The sequence below is a fragment of the Variovorax sp. PBL-E5 genome (assembly GCF_901827185.1).
GTDB lineage: Bacteria > Pseudomonadota > Gammaproteobacteria > Burkholderiales > Burkholderiaceae_C > Variovorax.
The window spans coordinates 1,485,528-1,507,475 of the sequence record NZ_LR594671.1 but is presented as its reverse complement, the minus strand read 5'-3'; the positions used below and the strand labels follow the sequence as shown (position 1 = coordinate 1,507,475).

Here is a 21,948-nt window from a genome sequence, read left to right as displayed (position 1 = left end):
TGGAGTGGCTCATCGTGAATGCCGATGAATTTATCCGTTTAAGCATATTTACCGATGAACTGCCAATCGCCACCATTGTCATCACCGACCCACGTACGCAGGGGCAAAAGACGATGAGACGATTCGAATACAACGACCCGCAGACGATCCCCGAAGCGATCGCGCTGATGGCCCGGCTCGAAGGCGCCAAGAGCCTGTTCGCCGGCGGCACCGACCTGCTGGTCGAGATCCGCGAACACATCCGCCGGCCGGCCCATCTGATCGACCTGAAGAAGATCGCAGGCCTCGACGGGCTCGCGTTCGATGCCGAGAGCGGCCTGCGCTGCGGCGCGCTGGTCACGGTACGCAGGATCGAGACCTCGCCCATCGTGCGCCAGCACTACCGCGGCCTGATGAGCGCGGCGCGCGAGCTCGGCTCGATCCAGGTGCGCAACCGCGCGACGCTCGGCGGCAATGTCTGCCGCGCCTCGCCCTCGGCCGACACGCTGCCGCCGCTGGTGGCCGACGGCGCGCGCGCCACGCTCGAAGGCGCCGAGGGCCGGCGCAACGTGGCGCTGGAGGACTTCTTCACCGGCCCGGGACGCACGCTGCTGCAGAGCGACGAGATCCTGGTCGAGTTCCAGATCCCCGCGCCGCTGCCGCACACCGGCAAGTCCTACCTGAAGCACGGCCGGCGCAAGGCGATGGAGCTGGCGACCGTGGGCGTGGCCGTCACGCTGAGCCTGCACGAGGGCCGCGTGAGCCATGCGCGCATCGTGCTCGGCGCCGTCGCGCCGACGCCGCTGCGCGCACTGCGCGCCGAAGCATTGCTGATGGGCGAGAAGCCGAACGACGCCGTGTTCGCCGCGGCGGCGCAGGCGGCGCTCGAGGAATCGCGCCCCATCACCGACGTGCGCGCCAGCGCCGACTATCGGCGCCGCATGGTCGGCGTGCTCACACATCGGGCCCTGACACAGGCCCTGGAGGCCGTGCAATGAAGCGAGTGATTCAAGTCCGCATCAACGGCGAGGAGCGCGAGCTGGTGGTCGAGCCCTACCGCAGCCTGCTCGACACGCTGCGCAACGAGGCCACGCTGACCGGCACCAAGAAAGGCTGCGATGTCGGCGACTGCGGCGCCTGCACCGTGATCCTCGACGGCAACCCGGTCAACGCCTGCCTGGTGCTGGCCGTCGAAGTCGCGGGCCGCAGCGTCGAGACCATCGAGGGCCTGCAGCATGCGCCGGACCATGTGCATGCGCTGCAGGACAACTTCATGCGCTGCGGCGCGGCGCAGTGCGGCTTCTGCACGCCGGGCATCCTGATGATGGGCAAGTCCCTGCTCGACCACAACCCGAACCCGAGCACCGACGAGATCCGCTTCGCGCTCGCCGGCAACATCTGCCGCTGTACCGGCTACACCAAGATCATCGAGGCGATCTCGCAGACCGCCTGCGCGCACAAGGAGGAAGTGCAATGAAGCGCGACATCGATCTCGCCGAGCCGGCGCACAAGGTCATCGGCCACAGCGTCAAGCGGCGCGACCTGCTCGACAAGGTCACCGGCCAGGCCGTGTACGCGGGCGACCTCACGCTGCCGGGCATGCTGCACGGCAAGATGCTGCGCAGCAAGATCGCGCATGCGCGCGTCGTGCGCATCGATACGAGCAAGGCGCTGGCGCTGCCCGGCGTCAAGGCGGTGCTGACGCACGAGAACGTGCCGCGCGTGCTGCACTATGGCTCGCCGCATCCGCGCTCGGCCTCGTGCACCAAGGACCAGTACATCTTCGACACCAAGGTGCGCTACTGGGGCGAAGGCGTCGCGGTGGTCGCGGCCATCAGCGAGGAGATCGCCGAAGAGGCGCTGGACCTGATCGAGGTCGAGTACGAGCCGCTGCCCGCCGTCTTCACGGTACAGGACGCGATGCAGCCCGGCGCGCCGCTGCTGCACGACGTCGGCCCCGGCGGCAACCTGGTGCTGCCGCCGGTGATCGTGAAACGCGGCGACATCGCGCGCGGTTTCGCCGAGGCCGACTTCGTGATCGAGGGCGAGTTCGAGCTCGGCCGCCCGACCGCGTCGTACATGGAACCCAACATCTGCGTCTGCCAGTGGGACAGCAACGACAAGCTGACCTGCTGGGTCTCGACGCAGACTGCCTTCATGGTGCGCGGCGCATTGGCCGAGGTGCTCGGCGTGCCGCTGCACCGGGTGCGTGTGCTGGTCGATCACATGGGCGGCGGCTTCGGCGCCAAGCAGGATCTTTTCCAGCACGAGTTCCTCTGCGCGCTGCTGGCGCGCGAGACGCGCAAGCCGGTGCGCATGGAATTCACGCGCAAGGAGACCTTCCTCGGCGGCCGCTCGCGGCACCCGGCCAGCATCTGGCTCAAGCAGGGGTTCAGGAACGACGGCACCATCACCGCGCGCCAGGCGCGCGTGATCTACAACTCGGGCGCCTACGGTTCGCACGGCCCGGGCGTCACCACCGTCGGCACCAACGCGCTGAGCTCGCTCTACCGCTGCGACAACGTCGAGCTCGAAGGCCTGTGCGTCTACACCAACAACCCGATTGCCGGCGCCTTCCGCGGCTACGGCGTGGTGCAGACCTACTACGCGCTCGACATCCAGATGGACGAGGCGGCCGCGCGCCTGGGCATGGACCCGGCCCAACTCAAGCTGCAGAACGTGGTGCGCGAAGGCGACATCGCGCCCTCGGGCCATCCGGTCGTCGGCCACGGCTTGCCCGACTGCGTCGTGCGCGGCATGGCCGAGGTGGACTGGGAAGCCCAGCGCCGCCGCCCGCGCGACACCAGCGGTCCACTGCGGCGCGGCTGGGGCATCGGCTGCGAGATGCACGGCTCCAGCGCCTACCCCGGCATCAAGGAACAGGGCAACGCGATCGTCAAGATGAACGAGGACGGCACCGCCACCCTGCTCACCGGCGCGGCCGGCCTCGGCACCGGCGCGCACACCGCGCTGGCGCAGATCGTCGCCGAGGAATTGCACCTGCCCTTCGAGGACGTCAGCGTGGTGCATGGCGACACCGACGTCGTGCCCTGGGACATCGGCGCCTTCGCCAGCCACACCACCTACCTCGTGGGCCGGGCCGCGCAGATGGCGGCCGCCGAAGTGCGGCAGCAGGTGATGCAACAAGCGGCCATCCGGCTCGAAGCCGAACCCAATGCGCTGACCTGGCTCGACGGCCGCATCGTGCTGCGCGAGGATCCGCTGCGCGGCCTGACGGTGCGCGAAGCGGTGTCGCCGACGCGCGGCATTCCGTCGGCCCACATCATCGGCCACGGCAGCTACATGCCGACCAAGTCCTATTCCTTCGCGGCGCATTTCGTCGAGGTCGCGGTCGACATCGAGACCGGCCAGGTGCACGTGCTGCAGGTCGTGCCGGTGCACGAGTTCGGCAAGGTGATCCATCCGGTCGCTGCATCGGGACAGATCGAGGGCGGCATCCAGCAGGGCATCGGCCACACGCTGACCGAGGACTACCTGGTCGACACGACGACCGGCCGTTCGCTGAACGCGAGCCTGGTCGACTACAAGATGCCGCTGTCGATGGACATGCCGCCGATCCGCACCGTGATGCTGGAGACCGCGCCCGACCCCGGCGGTCCCTTCGGCGCCAAGGGCGTCGGCGAGGATCCGATCGTGGCCATCGGCCCGGCGATCGCGAGCGCGATCTACGACGCCATCGGCGTTCGCTTCCGCTGCTACCCGATCACGCCAGAGAAAGTGCTGCAGGCCCTCGCGGCCCAGCAGTGAAGGAGCAAACCATCATGCGATTCCCCGATGCCCAACGCGCCGACGCGCCGACCGATACAGCGCCCGTCGACATCGCGCAACCCGTCCCGGTGACCATCCTCACCGGCTTCCTCGGCGCCGGCAAGACCACGCTGCTCAACCACATCCTGACCGAGAAGCACGGCCTGCGCATCGCCGTGATCGAGAACGAGTTCGGCGAGGTCGATGTCGATTCCGACCTGGTGATGACCTCGGAGGAAGAAATCTTCCAGATGACCAACGGCTGCATCTGCTGCGTGGTCGATGTGCGCACCGACCTCGTGCGCATCCTGCAGACGCTGCTCGCACGGCCCGAGCCCTTCGATCACATCCTGGTCGAGACCAGCGGCCTGGCCGATCCGACGCCGGTGGCCGCGACCTTCTTCATGGACAACGAGGTCGCGCGCCGCGTGCGGCTCGACGGCATCGTGACGCTGGTCGACGCGCTGCACATCGAGAGCCATCTCGACGATCCGCAATTGCGCGATCACGACAACCAGGCGATCGACCAGATCGTCTCGGCCGACCGCATCATCGTCAACAAGACCGACCTGGTGGACGAGGCGACGCTGCAGCGCGTCGAGCGGCGCCTCTGCACACTCAACGAAGGCGGCCAGGTGATGCGCTCCAACCATGCGCAGGTCGACCTGACGCAGATCCTCGGCATCAGCGGTTTCGACTCGGCCTCGCAACTCGTCACCGAGGCCGACTTTCTCGATCTCGGTGGGCATCGACACGATCCTTCGGTGGCCTCGGTGTCGCTGGTGTTCGACGCACCCTTCCGCCGCGAAGCGCTCGAAGAGGCGCTGCGCGAGCTGCTCGATGCCGATGGCGAGAACATCTTCCGCCTGAAGGGCATCGTCGCCATCGCCGGCCATCCGCGCCGCCATGTGCTGCAGGGCGTGCACCGCGTGCTCGACCTGCGGCCGGCCGAGAGCTGGGGCGAAGCCGCGCCCGAGAGCAAGTTCGTCTTCATCGGACGCGCGCTCGATCCGCTTCGGCTGCGCCTCGTGCTGCAGGCCTGCCTGCAGACCGATGCCATGAGCGTTGCCGCCTGAGGCACGACGAACTCGCCATGCATGAAACGGCACCGCGTCGGATCATCGTCGGCATCAGCGGTGCCTCGGGCGCGATCCTCGGCGTGCGGCTGCTCGAACTGCTGCGAGAACTCGATGTCGAAAGCCACCTGATCGTCAGCAAGTCGGCGCAGGTCACGCTGGCCTACGAGACCGACCTGAAGCTCAAGGACGTGACGGATCTTGCCGACCACTGCTATCGCAGCGACGACATGGCGGCCTGCATTTCCAGCGGCTCGTACCGCACGCTCGGCATGGTGATCGCGCCCTGCTCGATGCGGACGCTGGCCGAGATCGCGAGTGCGAATTCATCCTCGCTGCTCACGCGTGCGGCCGACGTGGTGCTGAAGGAGCGCAAGCGCCTGGTGCTGCTGGCGCGCGAGACACCGCTCAACCTGGCCCACATCCGCAACATGCTGGCCGTCACCGAGATGGGCGCGATCGTTGCGCCGCCGGTGCCGGCCTTCTATGCGCGCCCGGTGAATCTCGAACAGATGATCGACCACACGCTCGGCCGCGTGCTCGACCTGTTCGACATCGACACCGGGGGCGTCAAGCGCTGGTCGGGCAGCAGCCGGCATGCGCAGTTGCCGCCGGCCAATGAAGACGGCGACGCCTGAGTCGGGGGTTTCATTGTCCCCAGCATGAAGCGCTGGCCACGCCTTGACTGTCGAGCGCCGTCTTGCTGTTCGTCTGGTCGATGGAGAGGGATGCGCACGCGGTATCGGCCAGTTGAGATCCCGACGGGGTCGCGGTAAGCAGGTATGAGGTCGCGCTTTGCGTCAGCACCACGGTGTAGAAGTTCTGCGCTGATGTCTGCGGAAAGGCCGGCAAAGCGGCGCATGCCTGGCTGTACGAATAGTTCTGCGCATAGCAACGTTCGAGAATCGCCTGATCCTGCGTCAGGGCCGCGTAGGCATCGGAGCGGTGCGATCGCAATACATAGCTGCGATAGGAAGGCATTGCGATGACGGTCAGCAGCGCCACGATGGCGAGCGTGATCATCAGTTCCAGCAACGTGAAGCCGGAGATGGCCGTGCGGCGTGGGCGCGTGTTCGAGAAAGCAAATGAATCGTTCATGGCATCGTCACTGGATCTGCCACCACGCGATGGAATGCGTGTTGTTGTTCGGGTTGAGGATCGATGGCTGCGTTCCATTCGACAGCGTGATGTTCTTGACCATCTGATTCGACTTGTTCGGCCCGAGAATCGTCGGTGAACTGCCATATCCCGCAGTGCCCAAGCCCACGCCCACAGGATTGCTACCGTTGTAGGCGTCGTTCAGATCGATGACGAGATTCCCGTTGACATCCAGCTGCGGCTGGGAGAACGCGCCGCCAGTGGCGTAATTGAGTTCCAGCAGCACCGGTGCCGCCCGAATTCCGCAACTGGTCGAAGGCGGTGTATTGAGGGTGGTGATGAAGGCACCGTTGAGCAATTGCGGGTCCGTCATGACTCTCTGTCCGGCAATGGGAAGATCGTCATGCCAGCCCACCTTGCTACTGAAATCCACTCTCGAATTCGTGGCCGTGAGAATGTCCTGCGGCAGCCCGGACTGCGCGGCCGTGACCAGGGTCAGCGTCTGCGATTGAAGATTGCTGCGTTGGTAGGGGTAGCCGCTTCCCGTCGGGCTGTCCAATATCCCGTAGACGGATTGAACCTGCGTACCCGAGAGGTCGCTGGCCGTCAGAAACTGCCCGGTACCGAACATCACGAAAAGCCCGGCGATGTGCGGATACTGGGGATTCAAGGTGACGACAGGCGCGGTGGTGATAGGTTGCGCGGCTCCGGCTGCATCCCGCGCCTGGAACAGCAGCTTGACCGACCATGCGCTGGGCGTGGCACTGCTCACGTCGATGGCCCACAGATTGCCCTGCAGGTCGCCCGCGTAGACCTTCGTGATGGCCGCGGACTGAAGCCCGTCCGAGTTGGCCACACTCACCGTGGAAAGCCCTTCGGGCGCGGTCGCCGAGCACGCATTCGACGGGACGCCTGACGCGGAACACAGATCGATCTTGGCGATGGTCTCGCCCGTCTGCGGATTCACCGCAAAGAGAATCGCGTGATTGGACGGGCTGTTGTAGCCATTGCCGAAGAAGACCGCATAGTTGGGCGACGCCGCAATCGCTGCGATGGTCGGCTGGCTGTAGGAAAGCCCCATGTCGCTGTCGCTGAATTCCCACTTCACGGCGTTTGCCACAGCCGTCTCGCTGGTCAGCGTCGACGGGTCGGTCACATCCAGCGCGTAGACCGTGCGTCCCCCGCCATTCTCGCCACCGACGAGCATCGTGTGCCAACTGCCGTCGGAGAATTGAACGTCGCCGGATTGCGGCGACCCGTCCACGAAGAACAGATGACTCTGGTTGTAGAACGGCGCGCTGAGTTGGTAGAGATTGGAGAACACGCCATTGGGAACGAACGCGAACTGCTCGCTGCCGTTGCTCGCATTGATCCCATGCAGCATGCCGTCGTTGGCGCCGACATAGAGCATGGGGGCTCGGTTGGCATGCCTGGATTGGAAGGTGAAATAACTGGTCGAGAAATAGGTTCCGTTCGGTGCACCCACATACGCGGCCTGGCTGTCGACGATGTCGCCCAGCAAGTGGGATCGATTCCGGAATGTTCCACCATTGCGAGCTTCGCCGGAGGTATCGCCGCGCAGATAGGCCAGTCGACTTTGGCCCGCAGTGTCGGAAGGCTGCAGCAGCGACTGCTGGGCCGGACTGATCCCCGAAGAGGCCGCGCTACCCGGCCATTCGAACGGCACCCCGGCATTGAGCACCGGGTTCCAGGTCGCGATCAGGCGTGATGAAGACCAGCCGGTGCCTGCGGCCTGGGCATCGAGCAAGGTCCGGGCCGACCAGATCGGTCCGCCGGTCGGCGCGCCGGTCGCCGGATCCAATGCCTTGGCGAACAGATCGCCGGTCCAATCCTGGTAGGGCGTATCGCTGGAAACGAGATTCGCCTGGTATTCGACGCTGCCGCTTTGCAGATGGCTGGAGTTCACGGAAGAGGCGGTCAAACTCGCTGCTGCGTTCTGCACCGCGACGAGAATGCCGTTCAGGTCGTCGACAAGAGCAGCAGGGCTCGTCGCGGGATAGTAGTTGGCGGTTCCACCTGCGACGGCGATCGCCTTCAGCGTGGCGGCCGCTTGTGGATTGAGCGTCGGGTCGACACCGGCTCCCAGACCCACGACATAGGTCTTGATGCCCACGCTGCGAAGCGCCTTGGTGCTTTCAATGGCGTCGTGCACCGCCTGATTGTTGGTGGATGCCAGGGAACCGTCGTCATTGAAGTTGGCCGTGATGCCGAAGCCAGCGGCCGCGGCACTGCCCAATGGCGGCCATGCACCGCCGCTCAGATCCATGGTCGGAAGACCGTCCGAGAGCAGGACCACATATTGCTGGGGCGCACATCCTCCGACGCTGTTCGGGGCCACGCGGCCGAAATACGATTTGACGCCGGTCAGCAGGCCCGCGATCGGGGACTGGCTGGCTACCGATTTGATATCCGGAGCGTCGATGTCCATGGATTCGGACTGAAGAGAAGGCAAGAAGGTGTTGAGTGCAGCCGTGACGTCGGTCGCCGCCGGATTGGCGCCGAGCTTGGTCATGTCAACGACGACGTGGCCATCTCCGGGAGAGGCATATTTACTGAACCCGAAGCCACGCTGGGCATACAGGATTTGCGACGAGTATGCGGCATAGCCTGCGTTGGAAGGCACCGATGTATTGGGCTGTCCAGCGGGCGCAGTGTTGGGATAGCTGATCAGGGTTCGCCGTGCGTTGAAATCAGACAGCTTGAAGTAGGGCGGATAGGGTGACTTGGGCGTCGGCTCTCCGTATTTGTAGAAGACCGGCGCAAGCCCTGTTCCCAGGTAATACACATCGTTGATATTCGGGTCGTCGCTCGACGCCCCGATTTGCACGTACGCGCTGCCTGACAGCGTCGCCGAGTCCACCAGTCCGCTGTTGGCGATGGAATCGCAAGTGGTGCCGACCAGCGTTGTCGCGCTGCTCTTGTAGTTGGCGCACGGGTTGGTGATGTATCGCTTCCCTGGTTCCTGGGTGTTGGTGTAGACGAAGCCTCCGGTGTCCGGCGACATGTAGTAGGCATATGTCAGGTACACCCCATCGGCCTCGGATTGGTAGTCCATCAACCCGAAATCGGTGTTTTGCAAGTAGCTCTGCAAGGTCGCCATGATGCCGGCCTTGGCGACGTTCAACCGGCTCGGCCCGTTGTCTACTGGCCAACCCTGGGCATCGACGGCCGTGTAAGGCGCCATGCCGGTGGAATCGGCAGGCTGCCGCGGTGGTGTGAAGCCGGCGGGTACCGCATAGTTCACCGGCGAACTCGAACCGCCCAGCTCATCGATCGGGAATACCAGACCGTAGTCGGCATAGATCGGGATGCTTCGCATGCCCGATCCGGTCATGATCGCGCCGCTCAGGATGCCGTCCATCGACGATGAATTGGCGAGGGCGAAGACGACCTGCGGACGCCCAGGCGTCGTCAATGCGAGAGGCACTTGCGAAATGAGCAATGTCGGATTGGAAGCCATGGCCTCCAACAGGCCTCCTCCCATCGACAGCAGCACCGCCAGGGGAATGCCCCACCAGCGGATTCCGGGTACCCACGAGCGAACGCGGCGCATTGTTTTCATGGTCTTGGTCCACCTATTGAAGCGACACCGTGCTTTGAAGCATCACGGGAGACCCTCCGCTCTTGCCGGTCGCCCGCACGGTGATGCGGTACACCCGTATCGCTGTCTTCGTGCTGATGCCCGGCTTGGGCACGGGCGGCAGCTTCTCGATCACATAGGCTGACGGTGCATTCGAGCCGCCTTGAAAGCCTTGCAGCACCGCGCTCGTCGATGTCCAGATGGCCGGGTTCTTCCAAACCGGATCGGCTGTGGGGTCGAGGATGTAGAGCCCGTTCTGGTTTGCCGCAAAACTGCTGTCGGAATAGGTTCCGCCGATCAACGCGTTCTCGACCTGGGCGAGCGTGCCCTCGGCCGTCTGGAATGCCACCATGCTGTCCGCGGAATTCGTGGCGACACGCGTTTGCGTCGTGTTCAGCGAAAACGCTGCAAGAGCGAGAATGGTGAGCATGACGAGCAACATCACGGTGCTCAGCAGCACCGCACCGCGCTGTGAAGATGACGTCGTGGCGTTCATCACGACGTGGCGTTGCGCAGATTGATCGTCATCTCGTACACGTGGCGAAGCCGCGTGTCGGCGGGCGGCGTGACGGCAGTGCCCAGCAGCGTGTAGGGCGACGCGGCGGCGCCTGTCCCCGAGCCGGCCCTTCCTTCGATCAGGAAAGACAAGCGCACGCTGGACACCGCCGTCCAATCGGTCACGGCGCCGGCTGGCACGTATTGCGCAATCACGAAGTTCGCATTGCTTCCGTAGAGCACCTGCATGCTCTCGACGCCGGGTACCAATTGCTCGATATTCCAGCCGGTGGTGGTGAGCGTTGCGCGCATCAACGCGCTTTGGTCCGCGTCGGTGTGCGAAACGAAAAAGGCGGTCTGACTCAGCGGGATCACTTGTGCCCCCACTCCATAGTTCACGGGGAAAGTCGCAGCCGCGTTGGTCAACGCGGCCGCACCCGCGTCGCGCGCGATGGTGGTCTGGGAGATGGCGGCGCCGGTGTTCAGAAAGATCGTCGATTTGCCGCAGTCGGATATCGCGGCGAACTGGCCGGGCGCAATGGCGCTGGCATCCTTGACCTGCAGCGGACCTGCGGCAACTCCGGCGCCGCTGGTGAGCGCGGTCGGGGCACTGCCGGCGACCGCGCCCAGAACGACCAGCACGTCGCTGCCCGGCAGCACATGGCCTGCCAATTGCACGTCCAGCGAGGGCGACCAGTGGGACGGGTCGGCATCGTTGTTGGCGTTGTCCGTCGCGATGCTCAGGGTGCTGCCATCGCCCGCCGTGTTCGAGGCGTCGTAGCCCATCACGCCCGTGGATACGTTGGCCAGATTGCCCAAGGGCGGCGACCCACCGGGCACCAGGTTGGAGGCTGCGCCGCTGATCGACGAGCATCCGGCGAATCCTGCCGCGCGCACGGTCGGACCCACGAGGCCGGCAATCGCGTTGTCTGCATCCTGAATGGCGGCTTGTCCCTGTGAAGCCTTGTAGACCTGCGACTGCGCGACATAGGCGCTGACCACGACGCCGACGAGCAGGATGCCGAGGCTGATGGCGATCATCATCTCGATGAGCGAAAGGCCCTTTTGTGAATGCGAGGCGCTCTTCATAGCAAGGTCGTGACCACGAAGTTCGCGATGCTCGGATGCCCTGCCGCGCTGGGCGACGCAGCGCCGAGCTTCCGGTAGGCCGGCGAGTCGTCCCACTGCACGGTGACCGTCACCAGCGTGTCGCTTCCCGAGGCCTGGGTCACGATGGAGCCGCTGCCCATGGGCAGTCGGGCGATGTCCTTGATGTCCTTGCCCAGCCAGTACCACGTGTCGTACGCCGCCAGTTGCTCCGGCGTGCAACTGACGCTGCCGCAGTCCGTCGCGGGCGCGGACGGATAGGTCGGCGTTCCGCTCGTGACGAGGTTGTTGACATCGTAGTTTCCGGTCAGGGCCGCTTGCCGATTTGCACGGGCACGGTCGACGGCGTCATAGGCCAGTTGCACTGCCTGCTGCTTCATGATGCTCGACGTGTTGGCTTTCATCGTCACGAGCAGCAGGCCCGCAATGCCCAGCAGGCCGAACGACAACACCAGAAGTGCGATGAGCACTTCGAGCAGCGCAAAGCCTTTTTGATGCGGGTGGGAAACCATGGCGATCTCCGTTCATTCAAGGGCAGGTCAATGCGCCGCCCCAGGCCGCCTGGCCGGGTGTCGAGCCCACCTGCACGAAGCCGGTGGCAACTGTCTGCACCGATCGCGCATAGGCAGCGCCGCGGGCGTCGCAGATCTTGAAATGCGCGGCCGTGCTGGCCAGTCCGTGCGAGTCGAAGCTCACGCTGGCCAGCGAATGACCGTTGACATCCGTGGCGGACAGCGCGGGGCCGGCCACGGGCGCACTCGATCGCTGGAGCAGCGAGGGCGAACCATCCGGATCGCTGACCAGCATCCAGCCTGCGCTCCAATCGGTTCCGCAAGCGGTGGACCCGGGTGCTCCGACAGGGCAGACGCGCGCCGGAACGGTCGCCTTCAGCGCCGAGCCGCGTGCGTAGTTGAGTGCGTTGACGAGGCTGTCGGCCAGTCCGGTGAGACGATTGTTCATCACCATGACTTGAAACGCCGGTGCCGCGAGAGACAGAAGAATGACCACGATGGTGGTCGTGATCAGCAATTCGATCAACGTGAAGCCCGCGAGCGCGGCTTTCGACGCGGCCTTGACCTTCGGCCCACGGATGCCGAAGGCGCGAGAAGCGCAGCCAGTGTGGCAATGGAGCGAATACATCTGCATTGGCATCGGCAATTGAAGGATCAGTCAGTGTTCGTCGTTCGTTCTGTGCGGGCGGACCTCATGCCTCATTGGATGAGGCGACGCGAGCTTAGGCATCGCCCGGATCGAGCACCTGACGCGCGCGACAATTGGCGAGAAAGCGGTGGAACAAATTGGCGGAAATGGGGCGATTTCCTGAATCGCTCCATGGCGGAGCGCCACGCCAGCAAGGATGAGAAAGCCTGGCGGCTATCGCCGGTGGCGTCGAAGCAGGCGAGCGCCCGCGTCAAAGCCGCGGCAGGCCGCGGCAGCCATCACGCCGGTGACGGCGAGCATCGCCGCCGTGTGAAGACCGACCGCCGCGAGCGCCAGCAGCAGCGAGCCCGATGCGGTGATCTCGCGGGCCGGCGTCCCGCTCATGCACAGCGGGATCAGCGCCGGCACCAGCATCAGACCGGCACCGTGCGCGGTGGACATCATGAAGGACCAGAGCGCCAGCCCCGCACGCCCTGCCGGCGCCCCCGGCAGCCGGACCCTGCGGCCCGACAGATGAAGCGCCACCACGACGACCAGCAGCCCGCCCGCCACCGCCTGCATCACGACACGGTCCATCGACAAGCCGAGCGCCACCGCGCCGGCCACCAGCGCGACCGAGACGGCATGCCCGGCCGCGATCGGCATCAGCGCCCGCAGCGCCTGCATCCGATCGCGCGAACGCACGCCCCAGGCCGCGGCGGCCATCCAGCCGGTGGCGGGATTCAGCCCGTGCAGAGCGCCGACCCCTGCGACCGCGAGCCAGGGCCAGAGGCTTGCCATGATGCGCGTCCGATGTCAGGCTGCCCGGCGTCGGGCATCCGCGTGGCAGGCGCTCACGAGGCGACTCGCTTCGGACGCCGCACGGCGCGAACCTTGCCGCTCGCGCCGCCGCCGCAATAGAAGAGCTCCGCCCCATCGGACTCGAGGCCGCTGACGCCAGTGCCGCGCGGCATCTCCAGCCGATCGAGCACGGCGCCGCTCTGCGGATCGAGGCGGCGGATCTCGCTCTCGTCGCCTTCCCATGTGCCGTGCCACAGCTCGCCGTCGACCCAGGTCACGCCGGTGACGAAGCGGTTGGACTCGATGGTGCGCACGACGGCACCGGTCGCCGGATCGATCTGGTGGATCTTGCGATCGCGGTACTGGCCCACCCACAGGCTGCCCTCGGCCCATGCGAGCCCCGAGTCATAGCCGTGGCCGGGCGCCGGGATCGACGCCAGCACCTCGCCGGTGGCCGGATCGATCTTGTCGATGCGCGCCTCGGCGATCTGATAGAGGTAGGTGCCGTCGAAGGCGGTGCCGGCATCTCCGGCATGGGCCAGCGTGCGCGTGGGCTCGCCACTCGCGGGATCGAAGGCAACCAGCTGGGCGCCGGTCGCGGCCCACACGTTGAAGCCGTCGTGGCTGACGCCGTGGACCTGGGCGGCGCCGGCGAAGGGGCCGTATTCGCGCACGATCTCGGCCGCATGCACCGATGGCTGGGGTCTGTTCCTGCTCGTCTTGCCTGTCATCGCTGGCTCCTTGCGGCACACCAGGGACGGCGCCGTCCAGTCACTCTAACCAGGTGGCAGCGCCGCGGGGAGTAACAATGTCGTCGTGAATCCGGTCCACGGCCGGCCTTCGACGAAACACCATCCAGCCCGATGCACTTCATACCCCGATGAACGAAATACAGAGAAGAATCACGGACAGCTTCGATGCACAAGGGCTGATGACGACCCTTGGTGCAAGGCTCGCACGGGTCGCGGATGGCGAGGTCCACATCGAGATGCCGTTCGCCACCGGGCTTTCACAGCAACTCGGCTATGTGCATGCGGGCGCGATCACCAGCATCGTCGACAGCGCATGCGGCTATGCCGCGTTGACGAAGGCGCCATCCGAATTCGAGGTTGTCACCGCGGAGTTCAAGATCAACTTCCTGCGGCCGGCCCTCGGGGAGCGCTTCCTGGCCATCGGGCGGGTGCAGAATTCCGGCAAGCTCCTCACGGTCTGCGTGGGCGAAGTCCGAGCCTTCTCTGGAACCGGGGATGCCCACAAGGTGGTGGCCCTCATGCAGGCCACCATCGTCAATGTCCGGCGGTGATGCGGCTGGCCGGATTCATCGCCGCATGCAACAGCCACCCACGACCCTGAACATCGGCATTGCCGGCGCTGGCCCGGCCGGTCTGGCCACCGCCATCGCGTTGAGCCGCCTCGGTCATCGGATCGAGGTGTTCGAAAAGCATCCCACGCTCGAGCCGCTCGGCGCCGGGCTCCTCATCCAGCCGCAGGGCCTGCACGCGCTCGATGCGCTGGGCGTGCGGCGCGCGTTCGACCACGTCAGCGTTCCCATCGAGCGGCTCCTCGGCGCCAGCCACCGCGGCTGGCGCGTGGTCGATTCAACTACCAGGACTCGCCGGCGCGTGCCGTCAGCCGGGCTGCGCTGGCCCAGGTTCTCTACCGCCAAGCGTTGGCGGCCGGGGTGCGCTTTTCTTTCGGATGCGAGGTCGAATCGCTGACAGCGGCCGAAGGACGCTCGCGGGCGATGACGCCTCGGGGGACTGCGGAATTCGACCTCTTCGCCATTGCCGACGGCGCGGCTTCGCGCCTGAGGGAAAGCGTCGGCCTTGCAGGCGCCGCGGGGACCTACCCATGGGGTGCTCTGTGGGGCCAGTTCTGGGTTCCCGCGTGGGACGAACCGCGGGCGCTGCGCCAGCGCCTGCGAGGAACGTCGGAAATGATGGGGCTGCTGCCGACCGGGGTCTCGGGCCGTGCCGTGCGCCTTTCCTTTTCTGCGAGTCTGCGCGGCGATCGCCATGCGGCGTGGCAAGCGAGCGAGCGAGCATGCGATGGCGCCGCAGGACTCAATTGGGTGCTGCCCGTCTCGACTTCGATCTGCGCGAAGCCGGCGGCAGGCTCGAGATGCATCTGCGAGGATTGCGCTTTCTGGGCGTTCCGTGTCCGCGCTGGCTGCTGCCACGCCTCGTTGCAGAGGAGACCGGCGACGGCGATCGGTTGCATTTTCGCGTTCGAGCGTCATTGCCGCTCGTCGGCACCGTCACGAGCTACCGCGGCCACCTGCGCATCGACCCACCCGAACAGGCATGACCGTCGCCTTGGCTGCCGCCTCAGGCCAGCATTTTCTCGACGATCAAGCGCCAGTGCGCCGCATCGACCGGCGTGATCGACAGGCGATTGCCCCTGCGCAGCACCAGCATGTCGGCCAGCGCGGGCGTCGCGCGCAGCTCGGGCAGGCCCAGCAGGCGGGTCTTGCGCAGCGCCTGCACGTCCAGCAGCAGCCAGCGCGGGTCTTCGACTTTGGAGGCCGCATCGTGGTAAGGCGACTTCGGATCGAATTGCGTCGGATCGGGCCGCGTGCCCGAGGCCACGCGCGCGATGCCGACGATGCCGGGCTCGGGGCAGCTCGAGTGATAGAACAGCACGCCGTCGCCGACCTTCATCGCATCGCGCATGAAGTTGCGCGCCTGGTAGCTGCGCACACCGGTCCACGGCACGGTCGCATGGGGCGCGGCCAGCGCATCGTCGATCGAGCATTCGTCGGGCTCGGATTTCATCAACCAGTACTGGGTCATGGCAGGTTCGCGGGTTTTTCGCCAATATAGCCGGCTTGTTTCCCGCCGTGCGTGCCCCTATGCTCGCAGACCTGTCACTACGAGAACCCGTCATGATCAAAGTCAGCGTGATGTACCCCCACACCGACGGTGCGCGTTTCGACCACGCCTACTACCGCGACAAGCACATGCCTTTGCTCAAGAGCCGCATGGGCGAGGCCTGCAAGTCCTACACGATCGACCGCGGCCTGGCCGGCGGCGCGCCGGGCTCGCCGCCGGTCTATGTCGGCATGTGCCACATCTTCTGCGATTCGGTCGAGGCCTTCCAGGCGGCCTTCGGCCCGCACATGAAGGAGATCATGGGCGACATCGCGAACTACACCGACCTGAAGCCGGTGATGCAGATCAGCGAAGTGGTGGTGGGCTGAGGCCCTCGCCTACCGGCCCGCCAGGATCTGCGCTGCGCGCTCCAGCGCCTGCGGCGACAGTTGCGCGCGCACGCCGTGGAAATCCGGGCCGCGCGTCGCATCGAGCCCCATGCGCGAGGTGGTGCCGACGCCCGAGGCCGACGGGTCGAGCGCGCTGCCCGGCAAGCCATCGATCACGACCAGGTCGCGGTGCGGCTGGAAGTGCGTGGCCAGTGCCCACAGCACCTCCTCATCGCGCGTCACGTCGACATCGGGGTCGACCGCGATCACGGTCTTGAGGTACGGGTCCCAGCCGAGCAGCCCCAGCATCACCTGGCGCGCCTCGCCGGCGCGCATCTGCTTCAGCGCCACGTAGGCATGGAAGTGGGTGCCCGAGTTCGGGTAGTGCAAGGCCGTGACGCTCGGAAAGCGCTGCATCAGCTTCTCGACCATCTCCGATTCGCGCGGGATGCGCGCGAGGTTCAGGTGCTCGGCCGAGTTGCCGCCGACCACGTCGACCAGCATTGGCGCACGCCGGCGCATGATCGTCTCGACGCGCAAGAGGTTGTTGGTCGAGCGGTCCGACGAGTAGCCGGTGAATTCGCCAAATGGACCTTCGTCGACCTTGGCCGTCGGATCGATCACGCCTTCGAGCACGAACTCGGCCGAGGCCGGCACCGCGATGCCGTGACGCGGCGTGCGCACCACGTCCAGCGGCGCGCCGAGCAGGCCGCCGGCGACCTCGCGCTCATCGACGTCGAAGGGCACGCGCGCCGACGCGGCCAGCATGAAGAGCGGATGGGCACCGATCACCATCGCCACCGGCATCGGACGGCCGCGCTCGATCGCGATCTGCAACAGGCGCCACAGGTCGCCGCGCGAATGCAGGCTGGTCGCAATCTCGGTCGGCGAATGCAGCATCGAGCGGTGGTAGCTCATGTTGCCGCAGCCCGTGTCGGGATGCTCCGAGATCAGGACCGCGTTGGTGATGTAGGGCGCGCGGTCGGTCTCGAAGTGTTTGAGCAAGGGCAGCGTGCGCAGATCGATGTCGCCTTCGCTCACCTCGTCGCACACCGGGCCCGAGGCGAGTACGCGCGGCGCCAGCAGCTTGCGCGTTCGCGCCTGATAAGCCTGGTGCAATTGCACAGGCTCGACGCCGAAGAGCCGCGCGACGCGCTCGCGCGAGGCGAACACATTGGTCGCGACCGGCACCGACAGCCCATCGACCTGCTCGAACAGCACCAGCGGATGCCGGCCTTCGCGCGCGAGCGCCTGCACGACGGCCGTGATCTCCTGGTCGGCGCTCACGGCCTGATCGATCACCAGCACATCGTCGGCATGCGCCGCGCGATAGCCGGTCAGCCAGCTCTGGAAGTCCTGCGCGGACACGGCCGTCGTCGCGGTCACGACAGCGGCCCTATTTCACGCCCGCATACGTGTCCGTCATGCGCCGCTTGGCGTCGTCGAGATCTTTCGGCGGCGGCGTCGTCTTGATGCCGCACAGCCGCGCGATGTTGTTGCCCATGTAGTCCTCGAGACCGTCCTCGTCGAGGTCCATGCCCTGCGGCGCGGGCGAGCACAGCACCTCGAGTTCGCGCAGCCACATGCCGGGTTCGTTGGGCGGCGAGTCGGTGCCGAACACGATCTTGTGGCGCGGCAGTTGCTTCGCGAACTCGACGATGCGCGACTGGAAGCACCAGCCCGACTCGCACACCACGTTGGGCGTGTCCATCGCCATCCAGAAGGCCTCGAAGGAATAGTTGCCGCCGGTCTGGATGCCGAAGTGGCCGATGATGAAATTCACCATCGGGAACTCGCGGATGATCGGATAGAACATGGTCGGGATCGTGTACGGCCCGTCGCCGGTATGGATCAGCACCACGATGTTGTACTTGGCGCAGACCTTCATCGCGGGGCGCAGCCAGTCGAGCGCGCGGTCGGGCCGGTAGCCGTGCATGTTGGCGTGCAGCTTCAGCATCTTGAAGCCGTACTCCTTGATGTGGAACTCCAGTTCCTCGGCGCCGTTCTCCGGACCCCAGCGCGGGTTGAAGGTGAAGTTGCCGATGAAGCGGTCCGGGTACTTCTGCGTCAGCTCGGCGATGTAGGCCATGTAGTCGCGGATGCCTTCGCGCCCGCGCCGGTTGCCGTCGCGGTAGCCGGTGTTGCCGGGCGGCGGCTGGATGAAGCCCATGTCGATGCGGCGCGGCTTGCCGTTGATCATGTAGGGGCCATCCATCAGCTTGAGCATGCGCTCGCCGTTGAAGGGCGTGCCGGTGTGGCGCCAGGCCTCGTCGACCAGGTTGGTGGGATGCAGGTGGGTGTCGATGATCATTGCGGGTCTCCGGGTTCAGCGCGTGGTGACGGGGGCCTTTTCGGCGGCGTCGGCCAGGCGGTCGCGAGCCTCCTCGAAGCTGCGCGGCGGCGGGCTCGGTTCGATGCCGATCATTCGCGCCAGGTTGTTGCCGAGGTAGTCCTCGAGCGAGTCCTCGTCGAGGCTCAGGCCCTGCGGCGGCTCGTGGCAAAGCACTTCCAAGAGACGCAGCCACATGCCGGGTTCGTTGGGCGGCGTGTCCGAGCCGTAGAGGATCTTGTGCTTGGGCAGCACCTTGGCGAACTCGACGATGCGCGACTGCAGGCACCAGCCCGATTCGCAGTACACGTTGGGCAGTTCCTGCGCCCACTGGAAAGGCTCGAAGCAGTACACGCCGCCGGTCTGCACGCCGAAGTGCGCCATGATGAAGTTGACGCTCGGAAACTCCTTGATCATCGGCACCCATTCGGTCGGGATGCTGTAGGGCCCGTCGCCGATGTGCAGCTTGACCAGCAGGCCGAGCTCGGCGCATTTCTGCAGCGCGGGCCGCACCCAGTCGAGCGCGCGGTCGGGCCGGTAGGCATGCATGTTGGCCTGCAGCTGGACCATCTTGAAGCCGTGCTCGGTGGCATAGCGCTCGATCGCCTCGACGCCGTTCTGCACGCCGCAGCGCGGGTTGTAGACGAAGCAGCCGATGAAGCGCTCGGGGTACTTCTGCACCATCTCCAGCGTGTAGGCCATGTAGGCGTCGATCGCCTCACGGCCGGTCTGCTCGCCGTCGGTCCAGGTGTAGATGGTGTTGCCCTGCGGCGGCTGGATGAAGGCGCGGTCGATGCGCCGCGGCTTGCCGTTGATGGTGTAGGGCCCGTCCAGCATGCGGATCAGGCGCTCGCCGGTGAAGGGCTCGCCGTCATGGCGCCACGCGAGGTCGACGAGGTTGGTGGGATAGCAGCTGGTATCGATGATCATGGTGTCCTCTGCGGGTTCGATGAACGAATGCTCGCAGCGGACCTTTGATCGGTAAACGGGTGAATCTTTATATATTCATCGGCTCTTTCAATGACTGCAATGAAGCGGCTGCAGCGCTGCGGCCTCAGACCAGGCGCGTCTCGATCTCCGTCCTGACCTCCGTCATCAGCCGATGCAGCGGGCACTTGCCCGCCACGCGCAGCAGCTCCTGCCGCTGTTCCTCGCTGAGCGCGCCAGTGACGCGCAGCGTGGTGTTGAGCCGGTAGACGCCCTTGCGCTCCTCGCTGTCGTCGCGCGCCACCACCACCTCGATGTCCTCCACCGGAATGTTCTTGCGCTGCGCGTAGACCAGCACCGTCAGCGCCTTGCAGGCACCGAGCGAGGCGTCGTACAGATCGTGCGGCTGCGGACCGGCATCGTGGCCGCCCGCGGCCTCGGCAGCGTCGACCGTGATCTGATGATCGCGAATGCGCAGGGTGTGCTGCGTGCCATGGAGGCCGTCGCGCCGGACCGTGATGCTCATGGAATTCTCCTGGTTGGAAAGTGGGCCGGATGGTAGCCGCGCCCGCATCCGCGCGGTGCGCTAAAGTCAAAGTGCCTGATTCGGTCATTTCGACCCTGCGGCGCCCCCGGCGCGCGGCCCACGTAGCATGAAAGCATGAGTTCACCTCCTCCACCCACCTTTCCCGCCGAAGTCCAGCTCGACGAACGCGACGGCCGCTACCTGCGCAAGGCCATCGTCTGGTCGCATGCGGCACGGCGGCGCGGCAACCGGCCCTTCGGCGCGCTGGTGGTGTCGGCCACCGGCGAGGTGCTGGCCGAGGCCTACTGCAACACGGCCGAGACCGGCGACCTCACCGGCCACGCCGAACTCAACGTCGTTCGCATGCTGAGCGAGCGCAAGCTGCCGAGCGAGGAAATGGCCGGCGCCACGCTGTACGCGTCCGGCGAACCCTGCGTGATGTGCGCGGGCGCGATCTTCTGGTCCGACATCGGCCGCGTGGTGTTCGGCATCGATGGCGCACGGCTGCGCGCGTTTCGCGGCGACGCGCGCGATGGCGTGCTGTCGTGCCGCGACATCCTCCAGTCCTCGCCGCATGCGGTCGAATGCATCGGACCGGCGCTGCTCGACGAGGCGAGCGCCGCGCACGTGGGTGCGTGGGAAGGCTGAGCCGCCTCCTGCAAGCCGGCTAGCATCGACGGATCACCGCATCGAACGAGCCCTCCGCATGAACGACGCCCCTCGGCTGCCCGGCTACCGCTTTCTCCATTCCCCGGGGCCGAGCCGCGTGCCCGACGAAGTCGTGCATGCCATGAGCCGCCAGCCGATGGACCTGGCCGATCCGCGCCTGAATCTGTGCATCGCCGCCTGCGAGACGGGGTTGAAGCGTCTGCTCGAGACCGAGCGCTCCGACATCTACCTTTACGCCGCGAACGGCCACGGCGCCTGGGAAGCGGTGATCGCGAACCTGGTCGCGCCCGGCCAGGCCGTGCTGGTGGCCAGCACCGGCCACTTCTCGGAATCGTGGGCGGTGCAGGCCGAGGCGATGGGCGGCCGCGTGATCCGCACGCCATGGACCGAAGGACTGCCGGTCGATCCGGCCGACGTCGAAGCCGTGCTTCGCGTCGACGCGGCGCACGAGATCGTCGCCGTCTTCATCGTCCACACCGACACCGCCAGCGGCGTCACCAACGACCTGGCCGCGCTGCGCGCCGCGATCGATCGCAGCGGGCACCCGGCGCTGTTCGTCGTCGATGTCGTGGCATCGCTGGCGGCCGCGCCGTTCGCGATGGATGCGCTGCGCGTCGATGTCGCGCTCGGCGCCAGCCAGAAGGGCTTGATGGTGCCGCCCGGGCTCGCGTTCGTCGCGGTCAACGAGGCGGCGATGGAGGTCTCGCGCCGCAACCGCGCGCCGCGCTACTACTGGGACTGGCCGCTGCGGCAGAGCCCGCACGCGTACCGCAAGTTCTGCGGCACGCCGCCGCAGAGCCTGCTCGCCGGCATGGAAGCGGCGCTCGCGCTGATCTTCCGCGAAGGCGTGGCCGAGGTGATCGCCCGCCATCGGCTCATCGCCGACGCGGTGCATGCCGCGGTCGAATGCTGGAGCGAGGCCGGCGCGCTGCGCTTCTTCGCGCAAGTGCCGGCCTCGCGCTCGGTATCGGTGACGACCATCGCAGTCGGACCCGGCATCGATCCCGAGGCGATCCGCAACGTCGCCCGCGAGCGCTTCCAGGTCGCGATCGCGGGCGGCCTCGGGCCGCTCGCCGGCCGGGCCTTTCGCATCGGCCATCTGGGCGACATGAACGCGGCGATGATCCTCGGCTGCCTGGCCGGCGTGGAAGCAGCGATGACGGTGCAGCGCATTCCGTACGGCCGCGGCGGGCTGGAGCGCGCGGTCGCGCGGCTGGCTTCGGGTTGAGGAAA

The 21,948-nt window shown here is 66.3% G+C and carries 25 protein-coding genes; 12 read left to right on the top strand and 13 right to left on the bottom strand.

Annotated features, from left to right (window positions below; translation table 11 throughout):
- Positions 1-113: 113 nt before the first annotated feature.
- The 5 genes from WDLP6_RS07370 to WDLP6_RS07350 are packed head-to-tail and all read left to right on the top strand — an operon-like array spanning position 114 to position 5,461.
- Positions 114-977: an FAD binding domain-containing protein gene (locus WDLP6_RS07370; RefSeq protein WP_162591810.1), complete on the top strand. Its 864-nt coding sequence runs from the start codon at positions 114-116 to the stop codon at positions 975-977.
- Positions 974-1,456, top strand: coding sequence for a (2Fe-2S)-binding protein (locus WDLP6_RS07365; protein ID WP_162591809.1), 483 nt, complete (start codon positions 974-976; stop codon positions 1,454-1,456). Before WDLP6_RS07370 ends, WDLP6_RS07365 begins: the two co-directional genes overlap by 4 nt.
- On the top strand, positions 1,453-3,747 hold the full coding sequence (locus WDLP6_RS07360) for a xanthine dehydrogenase family protein molybdopterin-binding subunit (RefSeq protein WP_162591808.1): 2,295 nt from the start codon (positions 1,453-1,455) through the stop codon (positions 3,745-3,747). The genes WDLP6_RS07365 and WDLP6_RS07360 overlap by 4 nt, the downstream gene beginning before the upstream one ends.
- A gap of 14 nt (positions 3,748-3,761) precedes the next feature.
- Positions 3,762-4,823 (top strand): CobW family GTP-binding protein, encoded by a 1,062-nt coding sequence (locus tag WDLP6_RS07355; RefSeq protein WP_162591807.1) that lies wholly within the window; start codon positions 3,762-3,764, stop codon positions 4,821-4,823.
- A 17-nt stretch (positions 4,824-4,840) separates the two neighbouring features.
- Positions 4,841-5,461 carry a UbiX family flavin prenyltransferase gene (locus tag WDLP6_RS07350; protein WP_162591806.1) on the top strand — a complete coding sequence of 207 codons (621 nt, stop codon included), beginning with the start codon at positions 4,841-4,843 and terminating at the stop codon, positions 5,459-5,461.
- Between the two features lie 10 nt (positions 5,462-5,471).
- Here the strand turns inward: WDLP6_RS07350 and WDLP6_RS07345 are convergent, their stop codons facing one another.
- From WDLP6_RS07345 to WDLP6_RS07320, 6 genes are read right to left on the bottom strand one after another with little or no spacing between them, the layout of a single operon-like run.
- Complete coding sequence (locus tag WDLP6_RS07345; protein ID WP_162591805.1) at positions 5,472-5,921, bottom strand: type IV pilin protein; 450 nt, start codon at positions 5,919-5,921, stop codon at positions 5,472-5,474.
- 7 nt (positions 5,922-5,928) lie between these two features.
- Positions 5,929-9,504, bottom strand: a complete 3,576-nt coding sequence (locus WDLP6_RS07340; RefSeq protein ID WP_232076988.1) for a pilus assembly protein — start codon at positions 9,502-9,504, stop codon at positions 5,929-5,931.
- Positions 9,505-9,517: 13 nt separating this feature from the next.
- Positions 9,518-10,018 carry a pilus assembly PilX family protein gene (locus WDLP6_RS07335; RefSeq protein ID WP_162591804.1) on the bottom strand — a complete coding sequence of 167 codons (501 nt, stop codon included), beginning with the start codon at positions 10,016-10,018 and terminating at the stop codon, positions 9,518-9,520.
- Complete coding sequence (locus WDLP6_RS07330; RefSeq protein WP_162591803.1) at positions 10,018-11,106, bottom strand: PilW family protein; 1,089 nt, start codon at positions 11,104-11,106, stop codon at positions 10,018-10,020. Before WDLP6_RS07330 ends, WDLP6_RS07335 begins: the two co-directional genes overlap by 1 nt.
- On the bottom strand, positions 11,103-11,636 hold the full coding sequence (gene pilV, locus WDLP6_RS07325; RefSeq protein WP_162591802.1) for a type IV pilus modification protein PilV: 534 nt from the start codon (positions 11,634-11,636) through the stop codon (positions 11,103-11,105). The genes WDLP6_RS07330 and pilV overlap by 4 nt, the downstream gene beginning before the upstream one ends.
- A gap of 16 nt (positions 11,637-11,652) precedes the next feature.
- Positions 11,653-12,153 (bottom strand): GspH/FimT family pseudopilin, encoded by a 501-nt coding sequence (locus tag WDLP6_RS07320; RefSeq protein ID WP_443083445.1) that lies wholly within the window; start codon positions 12,151-12,153, stop codon positions 11,653-11,655.
- Between WDLP6_RS07320 and WDLP6_RS35015 the strand changes: the two genes are divergently transcribed.
- Positions 12,125-12,286 (top strand): hypothetical protein, encoded by a 162-nt coding sequence (locus WDLP6_RS35015; RefSeq protein ID WP_232076986.1) that lies wholly within the window; start codon positions 12,125-12,127, stop codon positions 12,284-12,286. The genes WDLP6_RS07320 and WDLP6_RS35015 overlap by 29 nt on opposite strands.
- 212 nt (positions 12,287-12,498) lie before the next feature.
- On the opposite strand, the gene WDLP6_RS07315 is transcribed toward WDLP6_RS35015, so the two are convergent.
- Both WDLP6_RS07315 and WDLP6_RS07310 read right to left on the bottom strand, forming a co-directional pair.
- Complete coding sequence (locus WDLP6_RS07315; RefSeq protein ID WP_162566420.1) at positions 12,499-13,065, bottom strand: hypothetical protein; 567 nt, start codon at positions 13,063-13,065, stop codon at positions 12,499-12,501.
- Positions 13,066-13,118: 53 nt separating this feature from the next.
- Positions 13,119-13,796: a Vgb family protein gene (locus WDLP6_RS07310; protein ID WP_162591801.1), complete on the bottom strand. Its 678-nt coding sequence runs from the start codon at positions 13,794-13,796 to the stop codon at positions 13,119-13,121.
- Positions 13,797-13,945: 149 nt separating this feature from the next.
- Between WDLP6_RS07310 and WDLP6_RS07305 the strand changes: the two genes are divergently transcribed.
- The 3 genes from WDLP6_RS07305 (at position 13,946) to WDLP6_RS35010 (ending at position 15,372) form a co-directional block, all read left to right on the top strand.
- The gene (locus WDLP6_RS07305; RefSeq protein ID WP_162591800.1) at positions 13,946-14,368 is read left to right on the top strand and encodes a PaaI family thioesterase; all 423 of its coding nucleotides are present in this window, start codon (positions 13,946-13,948) and stop codon (positions 14,366-14,368) included.
- A 25-nt stretch (positions 14,369-14,393) separates the two neighbouring features.
- Positions 14,394-14,783 (top strand): FAD-dependent oxidoreductase, encoded by a 390-nt coding sequence (locus tag WDLP6_RS07300; RefSeq protein ID WP_162591799.1) that lies wholly within the window; start codon positions 14,394-14,396, stop codon positions 14,781-14,783.
- Positions 14,784-15,132: 349 nt separating this feature from the next.
- A complete protein-coding gene (locus WDLP6_RS35010; RefSeq protein ID WP_443083400.1) occupies positions 15,133-15,372 on the top strand; it encodes a DUF4166 domain-containing protein in 240 nt (79 codons plus the stop codon).
- 20 nt (positions 15,373-15,392) lie between these two features.
- Here WDLP6_RS35010 and WDLP6_RS07290 read toward each other — a convergent pair whose 3' ends face one another.
- Positions 15,393-15,857 carry an EVE domain-containing protein gene (locus tag WDLP6_RS07290; protein WP_162591797.1) on the bottom strand — a complete coding sequence of 155 codons (465 nt, stop codon included), beginning with the start codon at positions 15,855-15,857 and terminating at the stop codon, positions 15,393-15,395.
- A gap of 92 nt (positions 15,858-15,949) precedes the next feature.
- Between WDLP6_RS07290 and WDLP6_RS07285 the strand changes: the two genes are divergently transcribed.
- Positions 15,950-16,264: an EthD family reductase gene (locus tag WDLP6_RS07285; protein WP_162566415.1), complete on the top strand. Its 315-nt coding sequence runs from the start codon at positions 15,950-15,952 to the stop codon at positions 16,262-16,264.
- Between the two features lie 9 nt (positions 16,265-16,273).
- Here WDLP6_RS07285 and WDLP6_RS07280 read toward each other — a convergent pair whose 3' ends face one another.
- The 4 genes from WDLP6_RS07280 to WDLP6_RS07265 all read right to left on the bottom strand — a co-directional run bounded on the left by WDLP6_RS07280 (position 16,274) and on the right by WDLP6_RS07265 (position 20,046).
- Positions 16,274-17,650 (bottom strand): UbiD family decarboxylase, encoded by a 1,377-nt coding sequence (locus WDLP6_RS07280; RefSeq protein WP_162591796.1) that lies wholly within the window; start codon positions 17,648-17,650, stop codon positions 16,274-16,276.
- 10 nt (positions 17,651-17,660) lie between these two features.
- Positions 17,661-18,575 (bottom strand): amidohydrolase family protein, encoded by a 915-nt coding sequence (locus tag WDLP6_RS07275; protein ID WP_162591795.1) that lies wholly within the window; start codon positions 18,573-18,575, stop codon positions 17,661-17,663.
- Positions 18,576-18,590: 15 nt separating this feature from the next.
- Positions 18,591-19,523 carry an amidohydrolase family protein gene (locus tag WDLP6_RS07270; protein ID WP_162591794.1) on the bottom strand — a complete coding sequence of 311 codons (933 nt, stop codon included), beginning with the start codon at positions 19,521-19,523 and terminating at the stop codon, positions 18,591-18,593.
- Positions 19,524-19,647: 124 nt separating this feature from the next.
- Positions 19,648-20,046, bottom strand: a complete 399-nt coding sequence (locus WDLP6_RS07265; RefSeq protein WP_162591793.1) for an OsmC family protein — start codon at positions 20,044-20,046, stop codon at positions 19,648-19,650.
- A gap of 135 nt (positions 20,047-20,181) precedes the next feature.
- Here WDLP6_RS07265 and WDLP6_RS07260 point away from each other — a divergent pair, with 135 nt between their 5' ends.
- Together WDLP6_RS07260 and WDLP6_RS07255 are read left to right on the top strand one after the other, a co-directional pair.
- Positions 20,182-20,694: a nucleoside deaminase gene (locus tag WDLP6_RS07260; protein WP_162591792.1), complete on the top strand. Its 513-nt coding sequence runs from the start codon at positions 20,182-20,184 to the stop codon at positions 20,692-20,694.
- A gap of 58 nt (positions 20,695-20,752) precedes the next feature.
- Entirely contained in the window at positions 20,753-21,943 is a 1,191-nt protein-coding gene (locus WDLP6_RS07255) for a pyridoxal-phosphate-dependent aminotransferase family protein (protein WP_162591791.1), read from the top strand.
- Positions 21,944-21,948: the final 5 nt, after the last annotated feature.